This window comes from Microbacterium sp. MM2322, assembly GCF_964186585.1.
GTDB lineage: Bacteria > Actinomycetota > Actinomycetes > Actinomycetales > Microbacteriaceae > Microbacterium.
The window spans coordinates 1,840,948-1,864,027 of the sequence record NZ_OZ075067.1; the positions used below are offsets into that span (position 1 = coordinate 1,840,948).

The window sequence follows — 23,080 nt, forward strand, 5'->3', positions numbered from 1 at the left end:
ACGCGGGCGAGAGTGTCGGATGGGGCACCGCTCAAGGGTACCCGGCGGCGGCGACGAGGGCTGGGCGTCAGCCCGGTGCGACGGTCTTGGCGAGACCGGCCTCGGTCACCGAACGGAGGAACTGCGTCATCCAATCGCGCTGCGTCTCCTGGACGCTGCCGCTGACCGGACGCTGCCGCGGCTCGATGGCATCGGCGGGAAGGTCATCGGCGACGAGGTAGACGACCTCGCCCGGTCGCCGGTAGTAGAGCCGCTCACGGGCCTGCGCGACGATGTACGCCTCATCGCGCCAGCGCTCCCGCTCCGTCGTGAGCTCGGTGATCTCGTCCTCGGTCGCCTTCACGTCATGCTTCAACGCGGCGATCTGCTGTCGCTGATCGACGTAGGTGCCGATCGTCGGCACGAGGACCAACGCCGCCAGGATGACGAGTCCCAGCATGATCGCCATGAACCCCGACATCCGGATGCCGCCGACCCAGTCGCGGACGTCGACGCGGCGATCGGGCCGGGAGGCGGGCGCGGTGCGGTCCGACGTCCGGGAGACGCGAGAAGGGGGAGCCGATGGTCTGTCCATGGCTCCCCCTCTCGTTAGATCGCTGTGCTGACGCGTTCTCGCTGTGTCAGGCGCTGAACCGCGGGAAGGCAGCGGCGCCGATGAACTCCGCGGCTTCGCCGAGGTCTTCCTCGATGCGCAGAAGCTGATTGTACTTCGCGACGCGCTCGCTCCGAGCGGGCGCGCCCGACTTGATCTGACCCGAGTTCACCGCGACCGCGAGGTCGGCGATCGTGGTGTCTTCGGTCTCGCCCGAACGGTGCGAGAGCATCGTGGTGTAGCCGGCGCGGTGGGCGACGTCGATCGCGTCGAGCGTCTCGCTGAGCGTGCCGATCTGGTTCACCTTGACGAGGAGCGAGTTGGCCGCGCCCCGCTTGATGCCGTCGGAGAGGCGCTGCGGGTTGGTGACGAACAGGTCGTCGCCGACGAGCTGCACCTTCTTGCCGAGGCGCTCGGTGAGGGCGGTCCAGTTGTCCCAGTCGTCCTCGGCCAGTGCGTCCTCGATCGTGACGATCGGGAACGAGTCGACCAGGTCGGCGTAGTAGTCGATGAGCTGGTCTGCCGACCAGTCCTTGTTCTCGAGGCGGTAGACACCGTCGCTGAAGAACTCGGTGGCGGCCACGTCGAGACCGAGAGCGATCTCGGAACCCGGGGTGAAGCCGGCCTTCTCGATCGCCTTGACCAGGAAGTCGAGGCCCTCGCGGTTGCTGGGGAGGTCGGGGGCGAAGCCGCCCTCATCGCCCAGGCCCGTGGCGTAACCGGCGGCCTGCAGTTCCTTCTTCAGGACCTGGTAGACCTCAGCGCCCCAGCGAAGCGACTCGGAGAACGACTCGGCGCCGATGGGCGCGAGGAAGAACTCCTGCATGTCGATGCCGTTGTCGGCGTGCGAGCCACCGTTGATGACGTTGAACAGCGGCACGGGCAGAACGCGTGCGTTCGGGCCGCCGAGGTAACGGTAGAGCGGCAGGTCCGCGCTGTCAGCGGCGGCCTTCGAAACGGCGAGCGAGACGCCGAGGATGGCGTTCGCGCCGGTGCGCGACTTGTTCTCGGTGCCGTCGGTCGCGATGAGGATCTCGTCGATGACGCGCTGCTCGCTGGCGTCGATGCCCTCGATCGCAGGTCCCAGCTCGTCGATGACGGCGTTGACGGCCTTGAGCACGCCCTTGCCGCCGTAGCGGCTCTTGTCGCCGTCGCGGAGCTCGTACGCCTCGAAGGCGCCGGTGGATGCGCCGGAGGGAACGGCTGCGCGCTGGACGATCCCGTCGTCGAGCAGGACCTCCACCTCGACGGTCGGGTTGCCGCGCGAATCCAGGATCTCGCGTGCGCCTACTGCATCGATCAATGCCACGGGGGTTTCTCCTTGCTTGTGGAGGATGGAACGGGAGCGTCGTCGGTCCGTGGTCGAGTCTAGTGAGGCGAGGGATGCCGCACAGGACCGGCTGTCACACGAGGAGCGCGATCGCGATGCCGTCCCAGCCCTTGCGGTCGAGAGTCTGCAGCGCCGTCGCGTCGAACCGAGGGTCGATCCGGAGCATCTCGAGCCCCGCGCGGACACCGTCGATCTGGGCTCCGGCATCCGTCTCCACGACGTGGCCCGAGCGGACGATGTTGTCGACGACGACGACGGTGCCGGGCCTGCCGAGGCGGGCCGCCCAGTCGAGGTAAAGGGTGTTCGACTCCTTGTCGGCGTCGATGAAGACGAGGTCGAAGGGCTCCGTGCCCGACAGGGTCGGGAGCACGTCCTCACCGCGCCCCTCGCGCACCTCGACCCGATCGGCGACGCCGGCGCGCTCGAGGTTCCGACGCGCGACGGCGGCGTTGCGGGGCTCGGCCTCGATCGTCACGACGCGACCGCCGTCGGGAAGGCCGCGGGCGAGCCAGATGGTCGAGTACGCAGCGAGCGTGCCGATCTCCAGAACACGGTGCGCACCGGCGAGCCGCGCCAGCAGGTGCAGGAGCTTGCCGGTCAGCGGGGACACCTCGATCTCCGGCATCCCCTCCTCCGTGAGCGAGTCGATCGACGCGGTGAGGGCGTCGTCGTGGGTGACGAGGGTGCTCGTCAGGTACGCGTCGACCTCGCCCCACCGGTCGGCGGTCGGGTCGTGCGGAGCAGGGTGAGCCATGCGGCCACTCAATCGCGCTGAGGTCCGGGCGTCAACGCCGCGTAGGCGTTCAGGAGTCCCGCGGCCGTGGCCGCGTCGTCGACCGTCACGGTGAGCGTGCGCCCGTCGCGACGTTGGACGCGCACGCCTTCGCCGGTCCGGAGCACGAGCCCTTTTCCCTGCGAGGACCAGCGGATGCCCCATCCCCCGAACTCCCCCATCGGCGAAACCTCCACGACCTCTGCGGCGGCGACGTCCGCGATGGGGACGTGGATGCGCGGCCACCCCACGGCCGACACGGCGGTCAGCCCGTCGGGGTCGACCCGGATGTGGAAGCGGACAGTCGTCACGAGGATCATCACCAGCAGGACAACGACGCCGAGCGAGACCCACGAGGCTGCCGGGTCGGCGAGGAGGACGACGGGAACGCCGACGGCCACGCCCATCATCAGGGCGATCGACAGGACGACGATGCCGCCGCGAGCGAGGGAGACGCCCTGAAGCCAGACGACGCGCTCCCCCGGTCGCACGGGGACGTCGGCGGAGCTGCTCGACGCGGTGGGCTGCCACGGCACGTGCGGCTGCAGCATCCACCCCACGATGCCGGCGGCGAGCGCGGGGAGGAGCACGCCCGGCAGAAGGAGCGGGGGCAGGGTGGCCGCGGCGTCCGTCCGGCCGAGCTGGATGCCGAGGGTCGCCACGCCGAGCCCGCCGATGAGGACGGCGACCGAGAGTGCGACGGCTCCGAGCGATCGGTACCCCGCACCGTAATCACCGCGGCGGAGGCCGCTGCGGCCCATCGCGAAGATCGCTGCCGGGATGCCGAGGCCGATGAGGAGAGTCGTGAGCAGCATCGTCCACGCGGGGCCGACACCGTCGGGCGTTCCGTTCCACGCCCAGTGGGTCGCGATGGTCTCGGGGAGCTGCGGCAGGAGGATTCCCTGCACGATCAAGGACACGAGCGACACGATCGCCGGGAGCACCAACGCGACGAGGGTGAACCGGCGACGGACGAGGGTGGGGGTGTCAGTGATCACGAGCGGCCTCCTTGACGAGAGCGGACAGGGTGTCGGGCGAGACGCCCAGGGATCGTGCTTTGTCGACGAGGGCCGTGATCTCCGCCTGCAGGCCGGCGAGAGCGGCACCGGTCGGGGTGACGACCGCGCCACGACCGCGACGGAGATCGATCAAGCCCTCATCGCGGAGGTCCTGGTAGGCGTGGAGCACGGTGTGGAGGTTCACCTGGAGCGCGTCGGCGACTTCTCGCGCCGACGGAATCCGCTCGCCGGCCGCAATACGACCGCCGGTGATCTCGGTACGCAGCGCGTCGGCGATCTGCGCGAACAGGGGCACCGTGCTCTGAGGGTCGACGCGGATTAACATGCACTAATTATAGCGCAACTATAACTATCTAGGTGTTTCGACGAGTTGGGTACGATCTCGCCGTGTCCTCCCCCGCCCTCGCCCGCCGACTCGGCCTCGGCGACGCCGTCGTGATCGGTCTCGGCGCGATGATCGGCGCCGGCGCCTTCGCGGCTTTCGCCCCCGCTGCGCAGGCAGCCGGTGCGGGCCTCCTCGTCGGCCTCGCGATCGCCGCCGTCGTGGCATTCGGGAACGCCACCTCGACCGCGCAGCTCGCCGCGGTTCATCCGACATCCGGCGGTGTATACGCCTACGGCCGCGCCGAGCTCGGCCCGTGGTGGGGATTCCTCGCGGGATGGGGCTTCGTGATCGGAAAGACGGCGAGCTGCGCGGCGATGGCTCTCACCTTCGCCGCCTACGTCGCTCCCGCCGGGTGGGAGCGCCCATTCGCCGCCGCGGCAGCCCTCGCCCTCGGCGCCGTCAACCTTTTCGGCATCACCCGCACGGCTCAGCTCGCCCGCGTGCTCATCGCCATCGTCCTCGTGGTGCTCGCCGTCGTCGCGGTCGTGGGATTCGCCGGCCCCCGCGCCGGGACGACGGCGTGGAGCGACGGCGTTCTCGGCGCGGGGCCTGTCGGCATCCTCCAAGCGGCAGGCCTGCTGTTCTTCGCCTTCGCGGGCTATGCCCGCATCGCGACGCTCGGAGAGGAGGTGCGCGACCCCGCGCGCACCATCCCCCGCGCGATCGTCCTCGCCTTCACCGGAGCGCTCATCGTCTACGCCGTCATCGGCGTCGTCGCACTCCGGACCCTCGGTCCCGACGGTCTCGCGTCCTCCCCCGCTCCCCTCGTCGACGTCGTGCTCGCCGCAGGGTGGGATGCCGGCGCCCCGGTCGTCCGGATCGGGGCCGCAGCGGCATCCCTCGGCGCCCTGCTCGCTCTCATCGCCGGAGTCGGTCGTACGACGTTCGCGATGGCTCGGGAGGGCGACCTGCCCGCGTTCCTGGGGTCGGTCGATCCGCGATGGCAGGTGCCGCGGAACGCCGAGATCGCCGTCATCGTGGTGGTCGTCGGGATCGTCGCCCTCGGCGACATCCGAGGTGCGATCGGCTTCTCGTCGTTCGGGGTCCTGCTCTACTACCTCGTGGCGAACATCGCGGCCTTGCGTCAGGGCGGCGGAGCGCGGCGCTATCCGCGCGCCCTGCAGGTCGTGGGCGCAGTGGGATGCGTCGCTCTCGTCGCCACCCTCCCCTGGCCGTCGGTTCCGGTGGGGATCGGGGTGCTCACAGCGGGCTGGGGATATCGGATGCTGCGCCTTCGACGTCAGGGTCGTCGTCGGGCAGTCTGAGCGCGTCCCGCACGACGGGGAGCAGTGCCTCGGCCGTCCGCCGGTACCCGAGGGCGCTGGGATGGAAGCGGTCGAGGCTGAACATGCCGTCGGGGTCGATCCGGAAGAACGGTCCCACCGCCCGACGAAGCGAGACGACCCCCGCTCCCTCGGCACGCGCGCGCTCGGCCTGCGCGTGCGCCAGTTGCTGCGAGGCGCGGGAGCCGATGCTCCGGAGCGGCTGCGGGACCGCCCGCAGCGCTCCGAGGTCAGGGCAGGTGCCGACGACGACCGCGGCGCCCCCGTCACGCAGGCGCCGCACGGCATCGGCGAGGTGACCCGTCGCCACCGGCACCGGCACCCGGTGCGTCACGTCATTGCCGCCCACGACGATCACGGCGACATCGGCCCGGTAGTCCTTCGGGAGGGCGGCGATCTGTCCGGCGAGGTCGGCCGATTCCGCCCCCACGACGGCGGCGGTCCGAAGCCGCACCGGCCGGCCGATCTCGCCGGCGAGTCCTTTCGCGAGGCGCCCACCCAGCGTCTCCTTCCGGTGCTGCGCACCCAGCCCGGCGGCGATGGAGTCTCCGAGCAGCAGCAGGTCGACCGCTTCTCCGCCGAGTCCCGGACGCCACACGCGATCCGCTTCGGGCGGAGCATCGCCGAGCGGCTTGCCGATCCGTCGCCTCGCGAGGGCCGCCTGCCGCGCCAAGCCGATGCGCGCACCGACGACGAGCGCCCCGGTGAATCCTCCGACGGAGGCCAGCAGGGTGAGTCTGGCGGGAACCCTCGTCGCACGTGCCACCGGCCGAGCACATCACCCGTGGGTGAACGACACCCGACGCGCGGGTGACGCGGGGGCGACGTCAGGTGCTCGCCGGAGAGCGGAGTCCGTCCACCGCCGACGCGATCCGCTTCTCCCGTGTCTCCGCCTTCTTCGCGTCGAGGACGGATCGGACGACCTCCTTGCGCCGGGAGGGTGCCAGTGCGTCGAACGCGGCCCGCACCTGAGGCTCGGCGTCGAGGGCGGCCTCGAGGTCCCCGGGCAGCTCGACCGCCCGCTCATCGGCGTCGAGGGCGATCGTCGCGTCGACCTCGTCGCCGATCTCCACCCCGAGCTCCGCCCGCGCGGCCTTCGACATGCCGATGAGGTTGCGGCCGCCCATGACGGCCAGTCGCAGCCGGGCCGTCCGCTCGCCGATCCTCACGACGACAGCCGCGCGCTTGCCGCCGCCGAGCGCCTCGACCTGTTCGTCGGTGAGTTCGATCGCCGTCGCCGGGCCGTTCTTCGGGAGGACCGTTCGCACGTGGAGCGTCATGGGCGCACCGTAGCAGCGTGCGGCCGTCGTGTCAGCCGAGCGGGCGCGGCTCAATCGACGCCGAGTCGGCGCCGGCGGCGACCGTCGCGAACGACGTGTAGCCGTCCGCCGCCGAACGCTCGAGAAGTCCCTTGAGGTTCTTCGTGCGCTGCTCGAGGCGCACGCGCGCGCCCTGCCCCACGAAGAACGCCTTGTGCGCGGCGAGCTCGGCGAGGGGGACGTCGCGGTCGGCGATGAGGACGACGGCGGCGGATGCGGCATCCTCCCCCGCTCCCAGGAGGTCGACGATGCGCTCGAAACCGATCGAGAACCCCACCGCCGGAACGTCCTGCCCGAGGAAGCGCCCGATCATGCCGTCGTAGCGACCGCCCCCACCCAGCGAGTACGAGACCGACGGGTGGGCGAGCTCGTAGATGGTGCCCGTGTAGTACCCCATGCCCCGCACGAGGAAGGGATCGAAGTGCAAAGGCACGTCGACCTCGCCGCGCGCGGCGGCGACCGCCTCGCCGATGCCGACGAGGTGCGCGACGATCTCGTCCGAGACGCCCGCAGGGAGGGCCTTGCGGATCTGCGCTTCGCCGAAGGGAAGGTACTCGCGGGTCTGCGGACGCGTGAGGAAGGTCTCGAAGGCGGCCACCGCGGACTCGTCGGCGCCGCGCTCGCGGAGCTCTGCCACGACCCCGGTGGGGCCGACCTTGTCGAGCTTGTCGATCGTGATGAGGACGCCCGCGCGATCCGCGTCGGCGAAACCGAAGACGGCGAGCATGGCGTCGAGGGCGCGCCGGTCATTGATCCGGATGGTGCCGCCCTCGAGCCCGAGCGCATCGAGCACGTCGAGGCTCGCCGTCAGGAGCTCCACCTCGGCGCGCGCGGTCGCGTCGCCGATGATGTCGATGTCGCACTGGACGAACTGGCGGTAGCGGCCCTTCTGGGGGCGTTCGGCCCGCCAGACCGGTGCGATCTGGATCGCCCGGAACACCGACGGCAGCTGCGCGCGGTTGGTGGCGTAGAAGCGGGCGAGCGGGACGGTGAGGTCGTAGCGGAGGCCCAGGTCGGACAGCGCCGCCGGGTCGTCTGCGGCATCCCGGATCGCGTCGGCGTCGAGGCCACGCCTGAGCACGTTGAACGCGAGCTTCTCGTTGTCGCCGCCGATCCCGGCGTGAAGTCGCTCGTAGTCCTCGACGACCGGCGTTTCGATCTCGTCGAAGCCGTGCGCGCGGTACCGGTCGCGGATGACGGCGAGCACCCGCTCACGGCGGGCCTTGTCAGCGGGGAGGAAGTCGCGCATACCGCGCGGCGGGTTCACGGAGGGCACGGTCCTAGTCTCTCAGACCGCGACGGGCGCTCAGGAGGACTCGGCGGCCCTCACCGCGTCGGCGAGCGCGCGGAGTCGCTGGCGCAGGGCGCGTTCGGCATCCCATCCTTCGGCACGGGCCCGGACGACGAGGGCGAGGAGCGCGTCGCCGAGTTCGGCTTCGCTGGCGGGGTCCGGAGTACTGGGCGAGGTCTCGACCTCCACCTGCGCCGCCTTGCCGAGCATCTTCTGCGCGAGCGCGAGGGAGGGCATGTGCGAGGACACCCCGTCGAGGACGCTCGTCCGCGAGTGCTTCTCGGCGGCCTTCGCCGCGTTCCAGTGCACGAGGACCTCGGCGGGCGTCGTCGCCACGGCGTCGCCGAAGACATGCGGATGCCGCCGGATCATCTTGTCGGCGAGCGCATCCGCCACGTCGTCGATGTCGAAGGGGTCGACGTCATCCCGTGAGGCGATCTCGGCGTGGAACAGCACCTGCCAGAGCAGGTCGCCGAGCTCCTCCTTGAGGTCCGCCCGCGTCCCCGTCTCGACGGCATCGACGAGTTCGGCAGCTTCCTCCTGCAGGTACGGCACGAGGTCGTCGTGATCGATCTGCTGCGTCCACACGCACCGCTCGCGGACGGCGTGCATCGTCTCGGCGGCGCGGCGCAGCGCGTCGCTCGACGCGGGAAGGGGGTGCGACATGTCGGCAACGATACGAGGGATGCCGCGCCCCGGCATCCGTTCGACGACGCCCGTAGGCTGGATCAGTGACCTCCCCCGCCTCGGCACCCGCGTCCACGGTCGGCGGGACCCGCGTCTCGATGTTCACGCTGTCGACGTTCGTCGTCGGATCGATGATCGGCGCCGGTGTCTTCTCTCTGCCCGCCACCTTCGCCGCGTCGACCGGCGTGGCCGGTGCGCTCATCTCGTGGGCGATCGCGGGCAGCGGGATGCTGATGCTCGCCCTGGTGTTCCACCGGCTGGCGATTCGCCGGCCCGACCTCGACGCGGGGATCTTCAGCTACGCGAAGGCCGGTTTCGGGAACTACGTCGGGTTCTTCGCCGCCTTCGGCTACTGGGCGAGCGCCTGCGTGGGAAACGTCTTCTACTGGGTGTTCATCACCTCCACGCTCGGCAGCGTCTTCCCCGAGCTCGGCGAGGGCGACACCGTGCTCGCGGTGGCGGTGTCGTCGGTGGGCATCTGGCTGTTCTTCCTGCTGATCCGTCGCGGTGTGCGCCAGGCCGCCGCCCTCAACCGGATCGTGACCGTCGCGAAGGTCCTCCCGATCGTCGTGTTCGTCGTGCTGTGCCTCACCGTGTTCGACCCGGCCGTCTTCGCCGCGAACTGGGGTGGCGACGACACGACGGGCCTCGGCGAACAGATCCGCGCGACGATGCTCGTCACGGTCTTCGTCTTCATCGGCATCGAAGGGGCGAGCGTCAATTCCCGTCACGCCCGACAGCGCAGCGACGTGGGACGCGCAACCGTCCTCGGCTTTCTCAGCGTCCTCGCCGTCTTCGCCTCGGTCACGATCGTCTCGTACGGCATCCTCCCCCGCGAGGAGCTCGCCACCCTCCGGCAGCCGTCCATGGGCGGCGTGCTCGAGCAGGCGGTCGGTGGCTGGGGTGCCGTGTTCGTCGGGGCCGCCCTCATCATCGCGGTGCTGGGCGCGTATCTCGCCTGGACGCTCATGGCCGCCGAAGTCCTGCTGTCGGCAGCACGGGCCGGCGACCTTCCCGCCTTCCTTCGCCGAACGAACCGGAACGACACCCCCATCGGTGCACTCACACTGTCGTCGGTCCTCGCCCAGGTCATGCTGTTCGTCGTCCTCTTCGCCCAGAACGCGTTCGACGCCGCCCTCGAGCTCACGAGCGCGCTCGCCCTCATCCCGTTCTTCCTGTCCGCCGCGTACGCCGTGAAGCTCGCCCTGCAGGACGGGAATTCCCGTCGCACGCGGGACCTGGTGATCGCAGCGGCGGCCACGCTCTACACGGCCTATCTGCTCTGGGCCGCGGGACTCACCTACCTGCTCCTGTGCCTCGTCATCATCGTGCCGGGCACGATCCTCTTCGCCATCGGGCGGCGGGAGCAGCGCGCACGGGTGTTCACCCCGGCCGAAGCGGTGCTGTTCGCCGTCGCGGCCGCCGGTGCCATCGTCGCGGTGGTCCTGATCGCCGTGGGCGCGATCACGGTCTGACGCCCCGCCGCGAACACGGTCGCACCGCGTCATCGTGTCAGGACGGGCCGTCAACCCCCGCTACCGTGAGACGGTGCACGAACTCACCCACACCGAAGCGATCGACCTCGTCGGACGGTACGAGGCCGAGCAGAAGATCCCCGAACAGATGCGTGCCGACGTGCGCGTCCTCGGCTCCCTCCTGGGGCGCGTCCTCCAGGAGAGCGGTTCCCCCGGACTCTTCGACGACGTCGAGCGGCTCCGGATCGCGACGATCCAGGCCTACACCGACGACACCCCCGAAGCGTTCGCCCGCGCGGCCGCGATCGCGGAGTCGTACTCCCTGGCACGCGCCGAGGAGGTGGCCCGCGCCTTCACCTGTTACTTCCACCTCGTGAACCTCGCCGAGGAGCACCAGCGCGTGCGGATCCTCCGCGAGCGCGGCGGACGCGTCGACGAGAAGAACGCGAGCGACTCGATCACCGCCGCGTACCGCAGCCTCGCCGCCGAGATCGGCGAGGACGCAGCGCGCGAGCGCCTGCAGGGCCTCCGCTTCCACCCGGTGTTCACGGCGCACCCGACCGAAGCGCGACGCCGAGCGGTGTCCTCCAGCATCCGTCGCCTCGCCGAACTGCTCGCCGACCGCGATGCCACCGAGGCCGACAGCGCCGACCGTCGCCGCGCCGAGCGCCGCATGCTCGAAGAAGTCGACACCCTCTGGCGGACCGCACCGCTGCGCTCGGAGAAGCCCTCGCCCACCGACGAGGTCCGCTCCGTCATGGGCGTCTTCGACGAAACCCTCTACACCGCCATCCCGCACGTGTACCGCCGCGTCGACGACGCACTGCAGGGTGAGGATGCCGGGGCCCGCCCGCCCCTCGTCCGCCCGTTCGTGCGCATCGGTTCCTGGGTCGGCGGCGACCGCGACGGCAACCCCTTCGTGACCGCCAAGACGACCCGCAAGGCCGCCGGCATCGCGAGCGAGCACGTGCTGCTCGGGCTCGAGCGGACCGCGAGCCGCGTCGGACGCACTCTGACTCTCGATGCGACCTCGACGCCGCCGACGCCGGCCGCGATCGCGCTCTGGCAGAAGCTGAAGGATGCCGACGAGGACGCCGCCGCCGAGATCGCCAAGCGCTCCCCCAACGAGCCGTACCGCCGCATCCTGCTGCTCCTGGCGCGGAAGATCGCCGCGACCCGGACCCGCAACGCGGATCTCGCGTACAGCGACCCGGAGCACCTTCTCGCCGACCTCCGGACCGTCCAGGACGCGCTCGTGCAGGCCGGCGCGCCGCGCCAGGCGTACGGCCACCTGCAGCAGCTCATCTGGCAAGTCGAGACGTTCGGATTCCACCTCGCCGAGCTCGAGGTCCGACAGCACTCGGCCGTCCACGCGAAGGTCCTCGCCGAACTCGAGTCGGGCGGCAGCGAGCGTTCTGAACTCGCCGACGAGGTGCTCGAGGTGTTCCGCACCATCGCGTTCCTGCAGGAACGGTACGGCCCCCGTGCCGCCGGTCGCTACATCGTGTCGTTCACGCGCTCCGCGGACGATCTTGCGGCCGTTCACACGCTCGCGCGCCACGCCGTCGGCCCCGACGGCACGCCGCCCGTGCTCGACGTCATCCCGCTCTTCGAGACCTTCGCGGACCTGCAGGCGGCGCCGGGCATCCTGGCGGAGATCGTCGAACACCCGCAGTTCGTGTCCCGCCTGGCGGCCACCGACCGGCGACTCGAGGTCATGCTCGGCTACTCCGACTCGTCCAAGGACGTGGGTCCGGTCGCGGCGAACCTCGCCCTCTACGAGGCGCAGGCGGAGATCTCGGCGTGGGCCGTCGCCGAGGGCATCGAGCTGACGCTCTTCCACGGTCGCGGCGGCGCTCTCGGTCGCGGCGGCGGCCCGGCGAACTCCGCGATCCTCGCGCAGCCGCCGCACTCGGTCGACGGGCGGTTCAAGCTCACCGAGCAGGGCGAGGTCATCTTCGCCCGGTACGGCGACCGCTCGATCGCCATGCGCCACATCGACCAGGTCGCCGGGGCCATGCTGATGGCGTCGGCGCCCTCCATCGAGGAGCGCAACCGGTCGGCCGCCGAGCGGTACGCCGACGTCGCGAGCGTGATGGATGCGGCATCCCGAGAGCGGTTCTTCGCCCTCGTGAAGGCGCCGGGCTTCGCGCCGTGGTTCGCGCAGGTCACGCCGATGGAGGAGATCGGGCTGCTCGCTCTCGGTTCCCGACCTGCCCGTCGCGGACTGTCGGTCGAGTCGCTCGAAGACCTCCGCGCGATCCCGTGGGTGTTCGCGTGGACGCAGGCGCGCATCAACCTCGCGGGCTGGTTCGGACTCGGCACGGCGCTCGACGCCGTGGGCGACGAGCCCCGGCTCCGGGAGGCGTACGAGGAGTGGCCGCTGTTCCGGACGCTCATCGACAACGTCGCCATGAGCCTCGCCAAGACGGACGACCGCATCGCCCGTCACTATCTCGAGCTCGGCGACCGCGACGACCTCGCCGCCCTCGTCCGCGAGGAGATGGCGCTCACCCGCGCCTGGGTCGTGAAGCTGACCGGCGGCACGGAACTGCTCGGCAACCGGCCCGTCCTCGGCCGTGCCGTCAAGATGCGCAGCCCCTACGTGGACGCGCTCTCGCTCCTGCAGTTGCGCGCGCTTCGGGGTCTGCGTGACTCGACCGCCGGCGAGGTGGACCCCGAGCTGCAGCGCCTGCTGCTGCTGTCGGTCTCCGGCGTCGCCGCGGGCCTGCAGAACACCGGCTGAGCGCTCGCGGACGCGGCGCGACGCCCCGCCCCGCCGGCATGCCGGGGGCGGGGCGTTTCTGCGTCAGGCGGGAGGCGCGGTCGTCTCGACAGGGAGGGGGAAGATCTGGTCGAGCAGACCCGCCGTCCACGCGATGAGGTCGGCGTCGCTCAGCGCTTCTCCCCCGGCCGTCGGGAGCGGCACGACCATCGCCTCACCGCCCGAGACGACCTTCGACTTCGGGTGCAGCCGCTGCAGGCGCACGCGGATCGAGTCCGGCAGGTGCGCGGGCGCGATCCGGAGGTTCGGACCCATCGCGACGACGTCCGACAGGCCGGACTGGGCGGCCCGCCGACGCAGGCGGGCGATGGCGATGAGGCCGTCGACCTCGGGCGGCGGGGTGCCGTAACGGTCGCGGAGCTCGTCGATGACGAGGTCGATGGCGTCGGGGGCTGCGGTGACGGATGCCGCGGCCGACAGCTTCTGGTAGGCCTCGAGACGCAGCCGCTCGCTGTCGATGAACGACTCCGGGATGCGCGCCTGCACCGGCAGTTCGAGGCGCAACTCCGCCGGGCCCTCGACGTCTTCGCCGCGGAACGTGGCCACCGCCTCGCCGATCATGCGGAGGTACAGGTCGAACCCGACGCCCGCGATGTGGCCGGCTTGCTCGGCGCCGAGGAGGTTGCCCGCGCCGCGGATCTCGAGGTCCTTGAGGGCGACCTGCATGCCGGAGCCGAGGTCGTTGTTGACGGCGATCGTCTCCAGTCGATCGGCGGCGGTCTCGCTGAGCGGCTTGTTCTCGTCGTACAGGAAGTACGCGTAGGCGCGCTCGCGGGCGCGTCCGACGCGACCGCGGAGCTGGTGCAGCTGCGAGAGGCCGTACTTGTCGGCGCGGTCGATGATCATCGTGTTCGCGTTGGCGATGTCGAGTCCGGTCTCGATGATCGTGGTCGACACGAGCACGTCCGCCCGCCGCTCCCAGAAGTCGTCGACGACCTGCTCGAGCTGGTGCTCGCCCATCTGGCCGTGCGCGACGGCGATGCGCGCCTCGGGGACGAGTTCGGCAAGTTGCGCGGCGACCCGCTGGATCGACGACACCCGGTTGTGCACGAAGAAGATCTGCCCCTCGCGGAGCAGTTCGCGCCGGATCGCGGCGGCGATCTGCTTGTCGCTGCGCGGGCCCACGTAGGTGAGGATCGGATGCCGCTCCTCGGGCGGCGTGGCGAGCGTCGACATCTCGCGGATGCCGGTGACCGCCATCTCGAGCGTCCGCGGAATGGGGGTCGCACTCATCGCGAGGATGTCGACGTTCGTCTTGAGCTTCTTCAGCGAGTCCTTGTGCTCGACGCCGAAGCGCTGCTCCTCGTCGATGATCATGAGGCCGAGGTCCTTGAACGCGACCTTCTCGGTGAGGATGCGGTGGGTGCCGATCACCATGTCGACGGTCCCGTCGGCGAGACCGGCGAGCGTGTCCTTCGCCTCCTTCGCGGTCTGGAAGCGCGACAGCGGCCGGACCTTCACGGGGAAGCCCGCGAAGCGCTCCGAGAACGTCTCGAGGTGCTGCTTGGCGAGCAGCGTCGTCGGGACGAGCATCGCGACCTGCTTGCCCTCCTGGATCGCCTTGAACGCCGCCCGGACGGCGACCTCGGTCTTACCGAAACCGACGTCGCCGGAGAGGAGGCGGTCCATCGGGATCGGCTTCTCCATGTCGGCCTTGATCTCGTCGATCGTCTGCAGCTGATCGGGCGTCTCGGCGAACGGGAAGGCCTCTTCGAGTTCGCGCTGCCACGGGGTGTCGGGCCCGAAGGCGTACCCCTTCGACGACATGCGCGCCGAGTAGAGCTTCACGAGCTCGATGGCGATGTCGCGGACGGCCTTGCGCGCCTTGCCCTTGGCCGCGGCCCAGTCCGACCCGCCCATCTTCGAGAGTTGCGGAGCTTCGCCGCCGACGTAGCGCGACAGCAGGTCGAGCTGGTCCGTCGGGACGTAGAGCTTGTCGCCGGGATGGCCCCGCTTGGAGGGCGCGTACTCCAACACGAGGTACTCGCGCTTGCTTTTGACCGCATTGCGGCCGCCTGAGGAGACCTCGCGCTGGACGAGCTCGACGAACTTGCCGATGCCGTGGGTCGAGTGCACGACGTGGTCGCCCGGCGTCAGCTGCAACGGGTCGACGACGTTCCGGCGCCGGGAGGCGAGCTTCTTCACGACGCGGTTGTCGCCGCCGATGGTGCGCCCGTAGAAGTCGCTCTCGGTGAAGACCGCGAGTTTCGCGTCGGCGAAGAGGAATCCCGCCTCGAGCGTCGCGATGGTCGCCACCGCGATCCCCGGCTCGGGCATCTCCGTCACCGCATCGGCCGCGCGGGCAGCGAGGCCGCGCTCCGACAAGACGTCGCGCGAACGATCGACGAGGCCGGCGCCGGACGCCGCCACGAGGACTCGCCAGCCGGCGCCGAGGAGGTTGCCGATGTGCTCGGTGGCGCCCTCGACGTTGCCCTGGAAGGACGGGACGGCGGTCGCCGGGATGCGGACCGCGGCATCCGCTCGTTCGATCAGACCCTCGTCGGCCGCATCCGACTCGCCGGAGTCGAACGTGCTGAGGCTCCACCACACGCCGCCGCGCGCCGCCGCTGCCTCGCGCAGTTCGGGGAGAGTGAGGAAGTCGCCCGCGCCGAGATCGACGGGGCTCTCGGCACCGGCCGTCGCCGCGCTCCACGCAGCTTCGAGGAATTCCCGGTTCGTCTCCGCCAGGGTCATCGCGCGCGTGACGGCGCGCTCGGGGTCGACGACCGCGACCGCAGCCCCCTCGGGCAGGTAGTCGACGAGCGGCAGGACCGCATCGGCCACGGCGGGGAGCAGGGACTCCATTCCCTCGACGGGGATGCCCTGGCTCATCTTCTCGAGCATCGTGCCGAGCCCCGGCATCCGGTCGCGGAGTCCTGCCGCGCGCTCGCGAACGGCATCGGTGAGGAGCAGTTCGCGGCTCGGGAGGAGTGTGACGCTGCGCACCTCGCCCGGAAGCGAGCGCTGGTCGGCGACCGAGAAGGCGCGGATCTGGTCGATCTCGTCGCCGAAGAAGTCGACGCGATAGGGGTGGTCGGCGACGGGAGGGAACACGTCCAGGATGCCGCCGCGCACCGCGAACTCGCCGCGACGCGAGACCATGTCCACCCGGTGGTAGGCGAGATCCACCAGGCGGTGGACGACCTCGTCGAGCTCCTGCCCGCGCGAACCGAGCTCGAGCCGGACGACACCGGCATCCGTCAGTCCCGCCGCGATCGGCTGCAGGGCGCCGCGAACGGATGCCGTCACGACGAGCGGCGTGCGGCCGTCCCAATCCGCCGCCTCGCGGAGCACGCTGAGGCGGCGCCCCACGGTCTCGGCGCTCGGGCTCAGACGCTCGTGCGGAAGCGTCTCCCACGCCGGGAGGTGCCGCACGGCGGCGTCGGGAAGCAGGCACTGCAACGCCGCTCCGATGCTCTCGGCACGGCGTCCGGTGGGCGCGACGAGGAGCAGCACGGGAGGCCGCCCCGACGCGGCACGCCGTTCGAGGAGAGCGGCGAGCAGAGGAGCGTCGAGGCCCGTCACCGCCGAGAAGTCGGTATCCGAGGCGGCGGCGTCGAGGGCCTCCCGGAAGCTGTCAGCCTGTTCGAGGGCGCGCACGATCCCGGGAATTGTCACCGGGGAAGTCTACGCGGCGCATCGGACACCGGATCCGCCACGAGTCGTCTGGATCAGGCGCGCGGCGCGTGATGGCGCTGCTGCGCCGCGAGGAGGCCCTCCTCGACGAGCTGCTCCACGGCATCCGCTGCGTCGCCGATCGCGATCGGGAGCACCTTCCGCTCCGCCGCCCCGAACGGATCGAGCACCCAGTCCGCGGGATCCTGACGTCCCGGCGGACGGCCGATGCCGACACGGACGCGCGGGAAGTCCGGTGTCCCCAGCGCCTTGGCGACGTCGCGGACGCCGTTGTGACCGCCGTGTCCCCCGCCGATCTTGAGCTTCAGGGAGTCGAACGGGATGTCGAGTTCGTCGTGCACGACGACGACGCGCGCCGCCGGCACACCGTAGAACGACGCCAGCCCCGAGACCGGTCCCCCCGAGACGTTCATGAACGAGTTCGGCTTCGCGAGCACGAGCTTGGCCGTGCCGGGGCGCAGCCACGTCTCGGCGACGCGCGCGCCGGCCTTGTGCGAGCGCAACGACTCAGACCTCCGCTGCACGAGCTCGTCGATCACCATCTGCCCGACGTTGTGTCGAGTCGCCTCGTAGCGGGGGCCGGGATTGCCGAGCCCCACGATCAGCCAGGTGTCGGCCATGAACGTCCCTTCGACGACGAAGCCCGTCGCAGCGAGAGCGGCGACGGGCTTCGAGCGGGTGAGTCTTACTCGGCGGATTCCTCGGTGGACGACTCGGACTCGGCGCCCTCCTCGGACCCCTCCGCCTCGTCCTCGACGGGAGCCGGCGGCAGCGCGACACCGACGATGAGCGTCTCGGGGTCGGTCACCAGCACCGCACCGCGGGGCAGCGTCAGGTCCGCCGCCGTGATGTGCGCGCCGTCCTCGAGGCCCTCGACGGAGACCTCGACGTTCTGGGGGATGTGGGTCGCCTCGACCTCGAGGGTCACCGTGGTGTTCTCGAGGTTGGCGATCGTGCCGGGGAACGGCTCGCCGACGACGGAGACGGGGATGTCGACCTGGATCTTCTCGCCCTTCTTCACGACGAGGAGGTCGATGTGCTCGATGACCTGGTGCACGGGGTCCTTCTGGACGTCCTTGACCAGCGTGAGCTGATGCGTGCCGGCGATCTCGAGCTCGAGCAGCACGTTGGCGCGGCGGATGAGCAGCGCGACCTGGTGCCCGGGCAGCGCGACGTGCACGGGGTCCGTGCCGTGGCCGTAGATGACGGCGGGGATCTTGCCGGCCGCGCGCAGACGGCGGGCGAAGCCCTTGCCGAACTGCTCGCGCAGCTCGGCGACGACCTTGGTGTCGGTCTCGGTGACCATGAGTGTTCTCCTTGCGGGCCTTCGCGGCCCAATCAATCGGGGCCGATACGGCCTCGTCTGTCGTCGGGGCCGGTGCGGCCCAGACATGGTCTGTGGTTCGACTCGAACGCATGCGCGTGAGGAAAGCCGCGAAGCCTGCTTCACCGCGTCGATCACGGATGCGGTGCATCCCTCGCCGAAGTTCGGAGCGAGTCTACCAGCGCGATGGATACGATGGAACGTCAGTCCCGCCACGCCCGATCGACGGAGGAACCCATGGACTACGGATGGATGTCGCACGCACTGCTCTGGTTCGTCGGAGCTCTGAGCACCGCAACCGCCGTCTGCGTGGTCGGTGCGTTCTTCTCCCTCGGTCGCTCGTACAAGAACTGACCGCGTCACACGAAATCTCCCCTGTCGGCCCAGCCGATACAGTGACCGACGGGGACACTGCCGGTTTCGGCATCCACCCCTCTCCCGCTCACACCTCACGCAGACCTGGAGCTACGCATGTCGTCGTCCCCCTCTTCCACCGGACACTCCAACGACCGGGACCAGGCTCCGCACGAAGCCACCCAGCAGCACGAGGGCGCTCCCCAGCCCGAAGAGGTCGACCGCCCGACGCACCCGGAGGCCGCAGCGACCGGCAGCGATGCGGGTCCCGCCAACATCGGCGTCGTGGGCCTCGCGGTCATGGGATCGAACCTGGCCCGCAACCTCGCGTCGCGCGAGGGCAACACCGTCGCCGTCTTCAACCGGTCGCGGTCCAAGACCGACGAGCTCGTCGAGGCCCACCCCGAGGCCGAGTTCGTCCCCGCCTTCACCTACGAGGAGTTCGCGGCCTCGCTGCAGACGCCGCGCACCGCCATCATCATGGTCAAGGCCGGCAAGGCGACGGATGCCGTCATCGACGAACTCATGCGCGTCTTCGAGCCCGGCGACATCATCATCGACGGCGGCAACAGCCTGTTCACCGACACGATCCGTCGCGAGAAGGCGGTCTCCGAGGCCGGTTACAACTTCGTCGGCATGGGTGTGTCGGGCGGCGAGGAGGGCGCCCTCAACGGCCCGTCCCTCATGCCCGGCGGCCCCGACGAGGCGTGGGTCACGCTCGGCCCCATCCTGAAGTCGATCGCTGCGGTCGCCGAGGGCGAGCCGTGCGTCACGCACATCGGACACGACGGCGCCGGACACTTCGTCAAGATGGTCCACAACGGCATCGAGTACGCCGACATGCAGCTCATCGCCGAGGCCTACGACCTCATCCGTCGCGGCACCGGCAAGACCCCCGCGGAGATCGCGGACGTCTTCGCCGAGTGGAACACCGGCGAACTCGAGTCCTACCTGATCGAGATCACCGCCGAGGTGCTGCGACAGACGGATGCCGCCACCGGCAAGCCTCTCGTGGACGTCATCGTCGACCAGGCCGGCGCCAAGGGAACCGGTGCGTGGACGGTGCAGACCGCCCTCGACCTGGGCGTCCCGGTCTCCGGCATCGCCGAAGCGACGTTCGCCCGGTCGCTGTCGAGCCACCGCGAACAGCGCGACGTGTCCGGCTCGCTCCCCGGCCCCTCGTCGGAGGACTTCACGGTCCCCGACGCCGATGCGTTCATCGAGCAGGTGCGCCTCGCGCTGTACGCCTCGAAGATCGTCGCGTACAGCCAGGGCTTCGACGAGATCCGCGCCGGCGCCGCCCAGTACGGCTGGAACATCGACCTCGGCGCGGTCAGCAAGATCTGGCGCGGGGGCTGCATCATCCGCGCGCAGTTCCTCAATCGCATCGCCGACGCGTACGACGCCGAAGCGGATCTTCCGGTGCTCCTGACGGCGCCGTACTTCGTCGAGGCACTCGGCCGCACGCAGGATGCCTGGCGTGAGATCGTCCGCATCTCGGCGGCCGCCGGCATCCCCGCCCCCGCGTTCAGCTCCTCGCTCGCGTACTACGACGGCCTTCGCGCCGACCGCCTGCCGGCTGCCCTCATCCAGGGGCAGCGCGACTTCTTCGGCGCGCACACCTACAAGCGCATCGACAAGGACGGCACGTTCCACACGCTGTGGTCCGGTGACCGTACCGAGGTCGAGGCGGAGGACACGCACTGAGCCGCTCGGGCACGGCGCTGCGAGTCCATCGCGTCGCCGCGCGCATCGTCCTCGCCATCTTGACCGCGCTCTACGCGTGGCTGGTCGCGTGGATGACGTTGCGCGCGGCGCCGTACGGCTCTGACATCGCCTCAGGGCTGAACCGGCTGCTCGCCTGGTTCGCCGAGCGCCCGTCGACCGCGTGGATCACGTTCGAACGGGTGGAATTCGGCGCGAACGTGGCGATGTTCGTCCCGCTCGGCGTGATCGCGGTGCTCTGGTTCGGCGTCCGCGGATGGTGGGCGGCGCCGATACTCGGTGCACTCGCGAGCGCGGGGATCGAGACGCTGCAAGCGCTGCTGATCGACACACGCGTGGCGGATCTGCGAGACATCATCGCGAACACGCTGGGGTCGGTCATCGGCATGTGCCTCATGCTCCTGCTCGCCTTCCTCCTGTCGCCGCCGAACCCCCGCCGGTACGACGAATCCCGAGCATGACCGAAGCGCAGGCATAGGCGACTCATAGATATGTCATGAGAATGGTGAACATGACGATGCCTGCCCCCCTCCTCCAGCGCCCCGACGGCTCCCCCCTGCGCGTTCTCGTCGTCGACGACGAGCAGATGCTGACCGACCTGCTCTCGATGGCTCTGCGAATGGAGGGATGGGAGGTCCGCACCGCCGGGTCCGGCTTCGATGCGCTCACTGTCGCACGCGAATTCGCGCCCGACGCCATGGTTCTCGACATCATGATGCCGGACCTCGACGGAATGGCTGTGCTGCAGCGCCTCCGGCAAGCAGGCGACGACGTGCCCGTCCTGTTCCTCACCGCGAAGGACTCCGTCAGCGACCGCGTGGCGGGACTGACCGCCGGCGGTGACGACTACGTGACGAAGCCCTTCAGCCTTGAAGAAGTCGTCGCTCGACTTCGTGGACTGATGCGCCGAGCCGGGGCATCCACCGACACTGCAGACCCGATCCTCCGTGTCGGCGACCTGACCCTGAACGAAGACTCGCACGAGGTCTTCCGCGGTGATGACGAGATCGAGCTGACGGCGACGGAGTTCGAGCTCCTCCGCTACCTCATGCGCAACCAGCGGCGCGTGCTGTCGAAGGCGCAGATCCTCGACCGGGTCTGGAACTACGACTTCGGCGGCCGGTCGAGCGTCGTCGAGCTCTACATCTCCTACCTCCGCAAGAAGATCGACGCGGGCAAGGAACCCCTCATCCACACCGTTCGAGGTGTCGGCTACATGATCAAAGCGAGCCAGTGATCGCGGGCTCCCGGTGGCGGCGGCACCGCTGGAGCCTGCAGGCACGGCTGATCACGGCCGTCGTCTCGTTCGTGTCGGTGATCCTCATCACGGTCGGCCTCGGCACCGGAACCGTTCTCGAATCGGTCCTCCGCGAGAACCTCGATGCGAAGGTCACCCGGGCGCAGGATTCCATCGTCCTCGACCTCAACAGCCGTGCGGAGGACATCCTCAGCCGAAGCCGCCAGGAGCGGGGAACGCTCCTCGTCGTCAACAACATCGCCGGCTGGACAGCGGCATACGTCGACGATGACAACAATGTCCGGACGCTGGATGTCAGCCGCATCGAGGCGGGCCCCCTGGATGAGGCCAACTGGGCCTACGCGACCGTCGACCGGCTCGGTGACTACCGGCTCCACGCCCAGTCGGCCGCCTACTCGACGGCGCCCTATTCGACCATCACGGGCCTTCCCACGTCCGAGGTCACGAGCGTGAGTGCGCGGATCGTGACGACCGTGGCCCTCCTGACCACCGGCGGGCTGCTCGTCCTCGCAGCGATCATCGCGTTCCTCATCCGACGGGCGCTCGCCCCACTCCGGTCGGTGGCGGCAACCGCCTCCCGGGTGGCCGCGATGCCTCTCGCCGAAGCCGTCACCATCACCGAGCGGGTACCGGACGACGACACCGACACGCACACCGAGGTCGGCCAGGTCGGCCACGCCCTCAACACTCTGCTCGACCACGTCGAGAACTCGCTCGCTGCGCGCCAGCGCAACGAAGACCGCATGCGGGCCTTCGTCGCCGATGCGAGCCATGAGCTGAGGACTCCGCTCGCCTCGATCCGCGGGTATTCCGAGCTGTCGCTGCGCGGCATCCGTCAGGCGGAAGCCGCAGGCACGAACCCGCCGGGCGTCGTCGCGGACACGACTCGAGAATCTCTCGAGCGGATCCAGGCGCAGTCGCTGCGGATGACCGCCCTCGTGGAGGATCTGCTCCTGCTCGCTCGCCTCGATGAGGGCACCGAGCTCGTCTACAGCGCCGTCGACCTGACCCGCCTCGCCGTCGAGGCGGTGTCCGACGCGCGCGTCGCCGGAACGGACCACGAGTGGGTGCTGGATGTCTCGGACGACCCGGTGATCGTCGCGGGCGACACCGGCCGGATCCACCAGGTGGCCGCGAACCTGCTCGCCAACGCACGCGTGCACACACCTCCCGGAACCCGCGTGACGACGACCGTGGAGACGCACGACGGCGAAGCGGTGCTCCGCATCCACGACAACGGGCCCGGGATCGACCCCGCGATCGCCGGCGACCTGTTCGAGCGCTTCAGCCGGGCTGACTCGTCCCGCGCTCGCCAGACCGGCGGGACGGGGCTCGGGCTGTCGATCGCGAAGGCGATCGTCACCGGGCACGGCGGCCGGATCGTCGTGGCGTCCGAGCCGGGATCCACCACCTTCGAGGTGCGGCTCCCTGCCCGCCCCGACTCCCCCGCCGACGCCGCGCGCTAGCCGCGGTCGCGCGGCCGAGGTCGCGCGGCCGAGGGGCTGAAGTCGGCGTGGGGCTCCGGCCGCGCGCGTGGTGAGCGCAGGTGAGGTCCCACTCGGGCCGGGATACGCGGGCACATACCCGGCCCGAGTGGGACTTCGGGTCAATGCCGGGTCGAGGCGGCGTTATCGCCATGCGCGTGGCGCCAGGGTGACACGGGCGAGGTCCCATTCGGGCCGGGAAACGCGGGCACATACCCGGCCCGAGTGGGACGTCGAGGTTGGCGCGGCGTTCTGGCCGCGCGGCACGCGGGCGAGGTCCCATTCGGGCCGGGAACGCGGGCACATACCCGGCCCGAGTGGGACCTCGGGTCAGCGCCTGGCCTGAGCGGAGTTGTCGCCG

Annotated in this window: 20 protein-coding genes; 8 read left to right on the forward strand and 12 right to left on the reverse strand. The window is 70.3% G+C overall.

What is annotated here, in order from left to right:
• Nucleotides 1-67: 67 nt before the first annotated feature.
• From ABQ271_RS09065 to ABQ271_RS09085, 5 genes are all read right to left on the reverse strand, one after another.
• Nucleotides 68-574, reverse strand: coding sequence for a septum formation initiator family protein (locus ABQ271_RS09065; RefSeq protein WP_349308448.1), 507 nt, complete (start codon nt 572-574; stop codon nt 68-70).
• Nucleotides 575-620: 46 nt separating this feature from the next.
• Complete coding sequence (gene eno / locus ABQ271_RS09070; protein ID WP_349308449.1) at nt 621-1,901, reverse strand: phosphopyruvate hydratase; 1,281 nt, start codon at nt 1,899-1,901, stop codon at nt 621-623.
• 94 nt (nt 1,902-1,995) lie between these two features.
• Nucleotides 1,996-2,676, reverse strand: a complete 681-nt coding sequence (locus tag ABQ271_RS09075; protein ID WP_349308450.1) for an O-methyltransferase — start codon at nt 2,674-2,676, stop codon at nt 1,996-1,998.
• An 8-nt stretch (nt 2,677-2,684) separates the two neighbouring features.
• The gene (locus tag ABQ271_RS09080; protein ID WP_349308451.1) at nt 2,685-3,692 is read right to left on the reverse strand and encodes a DUF1648 domain-containing protein; all 1,008 of its coding nucleotides are present in this window, start codon (nt 3,690-3,692) and stop codon (nt 2,685-2,687) included.
• Nucleotides 3,682-4,038, reverse strand: a complete 357-nt coding sequence (locus ABQ271_RS09085; RefSeq protein WP_349308452.1) for a GntR family transcriptional regulator — start codon at nt 4,036-4,038, stop codon at nt 3,682-3,684. Before ABQ271_RS09085 ends, ABQ271_RS09080 begins: the two co-directional genes overlap by 11 nt.
• Before the next feature lie 62 nt (nt 4,039-4,100).
• On the opposite strand from ABQ271_RS09085, the gene ABQ271_RS09090 reads away from it, so the two are divergent.
• Nucleotides 4,101-5,363: an APC family permease gene (locus ABQ271_RS09090; RefSeq protein ID WP_349308453.1), complete on the forward strand. Its 1,263-nt coding sequence runs from the start codon at nt 4,101-4,103 to the stop codon at nt 5,361-5,363.
• Here the strand turns inward: ABQ271_RS09090 and ABQ271_RS09095 are convergent.
• The 4 genes from ABQ271_RS09095 to ABQ271_RS09110 all read right to left on the reverse strand — a co-directional run bounded on the left by ABQ271_RS09095 (nt 5,299) and on the right by ABQ271_RS09110 (nt 8,657).
• Nucleotides 5,299-6,147, reverse strand: a complete 849-nt coding sequence (locus ABQ271_RS09095) for an SGNH/GDSL hydrolase family protein (RefSeq protein WP_349308454.1) — start codon at nt 6,145-6,147, stop codon at nt 5,299-5,301. The two genes, ABQ271_RS09090 and ABQ271_RS09095, sit on opposite strands and share 65 nt — an antisense overlap.
• 61 nt (nt 6,148-6,208) lie before the next feature.
• Complete coding sequence (locus ABQ271_RS09100; RefSeq protein WP_349308455.1) at nt 6,209-6,661, reverse strand: YdeI/OmpD-associated family protein; 453 nt, start codon at nt 6,659-6,661, stop codon at nt 6,209-6,211.
• Nucleotides 6,662-6,692: 31 nt separating this feature from the next.
• A complete protein-coding gene (locus ABQ271_RS09105) occupies nt 6,693-7,949 on the reverse strand; it encodes an ATP phosphoribosyltransferase regulatory subunit (RefSeq protein ID WP_349310882.1) in 1,257 nt (418 codons plus the stop codon).
• 57 nt (nt 7,950-8,006) lie between these two features.
• Nucleotides 8,007-8,657 (reverse strand): MazG family protein, encoded by a 651-nt coding sequence (locus ABQ271_RS09110; RefSeq protein ID WP_349308456.1) that lies wholly within the window; start codon nt 8,655-8,657, stop codon nt 8,007-8,009.
• Between the two features lie 119 nt (nt 8,658-8,776).
• On the opposite strand from ABQ271_RS09110, the gene ABQ271_RS09115 reads away from it, so the two are divergent.
• Nucleotides 8,777-10,153, forward strand: coding sequence for a basic amino acid/polyamine antiporter (locus ABQ271_RS09115; RefSeq protein ID WP_349310883.1), 1,377 nt, complete (start codon nt 8,777-8,779; stop codon nt 10,151-10,153).
• A gap of 73 nt (nt 10,154-10,226) precedes the next feature.
• Nucleotides 10,227-12,899, forward strand: a complete 2,673-nt coding sequence (locus ABQ271_RS09120) for a phosphoenolpyruvate carboxylase (RefSeq protein ID WP_349308457.1) — start codon at nt 10,227-10,229, stop codon at nt 12,897-12,899.
• Between the two features lie 63 nt (nt 12,900-12,962).
• Here ABQ271_RS09120 and mfd read toward each other — a convergent pair whose 3' ends face one another.
• The 3 genes from mfd to ABQ271_RS09135 form a co-directional block, all read right to left on the reverse strand.
• Nucleotides 12,963-16,556, reverse strand: a complete 3,594-nt coding sequence (gene mfd, locus ABQ271_RS09125; protein WP_349308458.1) for a transcription-repair coupling factor — start codon at nt 16,554-16,556, stop codon at nt 12,963-12,965.
• Between the two features lie 53 nt (nt 16,557-16,609).
• Nucleotides 16,610-17,194: an aminoacyl-tRNA hydrolase gene (pth, locus tag ABQ271_RS09130; RefSeq protein WP_349308459.1), complete on the reverse strand. Its 585-nt coding sequence runs from the start codon at nt 17,192-17,194 to the stop codon at nt 16,610-16,612.
• A gap of 65 nt (nt 17,195-17,259) precedes the next feature.
• Nucleotides 17,260-17,880: a 50S ribosomal protein L25/general stress protein Ctc gene (locus ABQ271_RS09135; protein WP_349308460.1), complete on the reverse strand. Its 621-nt coding sequence runs from the start codon at nt 17,878-17,880 to the stop codon at nt 17,260-17,262.
• A gap of 213 nt (nt 17,881-18,093) precedes the next feature.
• Here ABQ271_RS09135 and ABQ271_RS09140 point away from each other — a divergent pair, with 213 nt between their 5' ends.
• From ABQ271_RS09140 to ABQ271_RS09160, 5 genes are all read left to right on the forward strand, one after another.
• A complete protein-coding gene (locus tag ABQ271_RS09140) occupies nt 18,094-18,252 on the forward strand; it encodes a hypothetical protein (RefSeq protein ID WP_349308461.1) in 159 nt (52 codons plus the stop codon).
• Between the two features lie 117 nt (nt 18,253-18,369).
• Nucleotides 18,370-19,959: an NADP-dependent phosphogluconate dehydrogenase gene (gndA, locus tag ABQ271_RS09145; protein WP_349308462.1), complete on the forward strand. Its 1,590-nt coding sequence runs from the start codon at nt 18,370-18,372 to the stop codon at nt 19,957-19,959.
• Between the two features lie 59 nt (nt 19,960-20,018).
• Nucleotides 20,019-20,438 carry a VanZ family protein gene (locus ABQ271_RS09150; protein WP_349308463.1) on the forward strand — a complete coding sequence of 140 codons (420 nt, stop codon included), beginning with the start codon at nt 20,019-20,021 and terminating at the stop codon, nt 20,436-20,438.
• Nucleotides 20,439-20,488: 50 nt separating this feature from the next.
• Nucleotides 20,489-21,214, forward strand: a complete 726-nt coding sequence (locus ABQ271_RS09155; protein ID WP_349308464.1) for a response regulator transcription factor — start codon at nt 20,489-20,491, stop codon at nt 21,212-21,214.
• Complete coding sequence (locus ABQ271_RS09160) at nt 21,211-22,701, forward strand: ATP-binding protein (protein WP_349308465.1); 1,491 nt, start codon at nt 21,211-21,213, stop codon at nt 22,699-22,701. Before ABQ271_RS09155 ends, ABQ271_RS09160 begins: the two co-directional genes overlap by 4 nt.
• Nucleotides 22,702-23,080 lie beyond the last annotated feature (379 nt).

Excerpts from the sequence above, each read along its gene's own strand:
- ABQ271_RS09085 (WP_349308452.1), bottom strand. The coding sequence starts at position 4,038 with ATGTTAATCCGCGTCGACCCTCAGAGCACGGTGCCCCTGTTCGCGCAG.
- ABQ271_RS09140 (WP_349308461.1), top strand. The coding sequence starts at position 18,094 with ATGGAACGTCAGTCCCGCCACGCCCGATCGACGGAGGAACCCATGGAC.
- gndA (WP_349308462.1), top strand. The coding sequence starts at position 18,370 with ATGTCGTCGTCCCCCTCTTCCACCGGACACTCCAACGACCGGGACCAG.
- ABQ271_RS09135 (WP_349308460.1), bottom strand. The coding sequence starts at position 17,880 with ATGGTCACCGAGACCGACACCAAGGTCGTCGCCGAGCTGCGCGAGCAG.
- ABQ271_RS09105 (WP_349310882.1), bottom strand. The coding sequence starts at position 7,949 with ATGCGCGACTTCCTCCCCGCTGACAAGGCCCGCCGTGAGCGGGTGCTC.
- ABQ271_RS09110 (WP_349308456.1), bottom strand. The coding sequence starts at position 8,657 with ATGTCGCACCCCCTTCCCGCGTCGAGCGACGCGCTGCGCCGCGCCGCC.
- ABQ271_RS09100 (WP_349308455.1), bottom strand. The coding sequence starts at position 6,661 with ATGACGCTCCACGTGCGAACGGTCCTCCCGAAGAACGGCCCGGCGACG.
- pth (WP_349308459.1), bottom strand. The coding sequence starts at position 17,194 with ATGGCCGACACCTGGCTGATCGTGGGGCTCGGCAATCCCGGCCCCCGC.
- ABQ271_RS09115 (WP_349310883.1), top strand. The coding sequence starts at position 8,777 with ATGTTCACGCTGTCGACGTTCGTCGTCGGATCGATGATCGGCGCCGGT.
- ABQ271_RS09075 (WP_349308450.1), bottom strand. The coding sequence starts at position 2,676 with ATGGCTCACCCTGCTCCGCACGACCCGACCGCCGACCGGTGGGGCGAG.
- ABQ271_RS09155 (WP_349308464.1), top strand. The coding sequence starts at position 20,489 with ATGACGATGCCTGCCCCCCTCCTCCAGCGCCCCGACGGCTCCCCCCTG.
- ABQ271_RS09065 (WP_349308448.1), bottom strand. The coding sequence starts at position 574 with ATGGACAGACCATCGGCTCCCCCTTCTCGCGTCTCCCGGACGTCGGAC.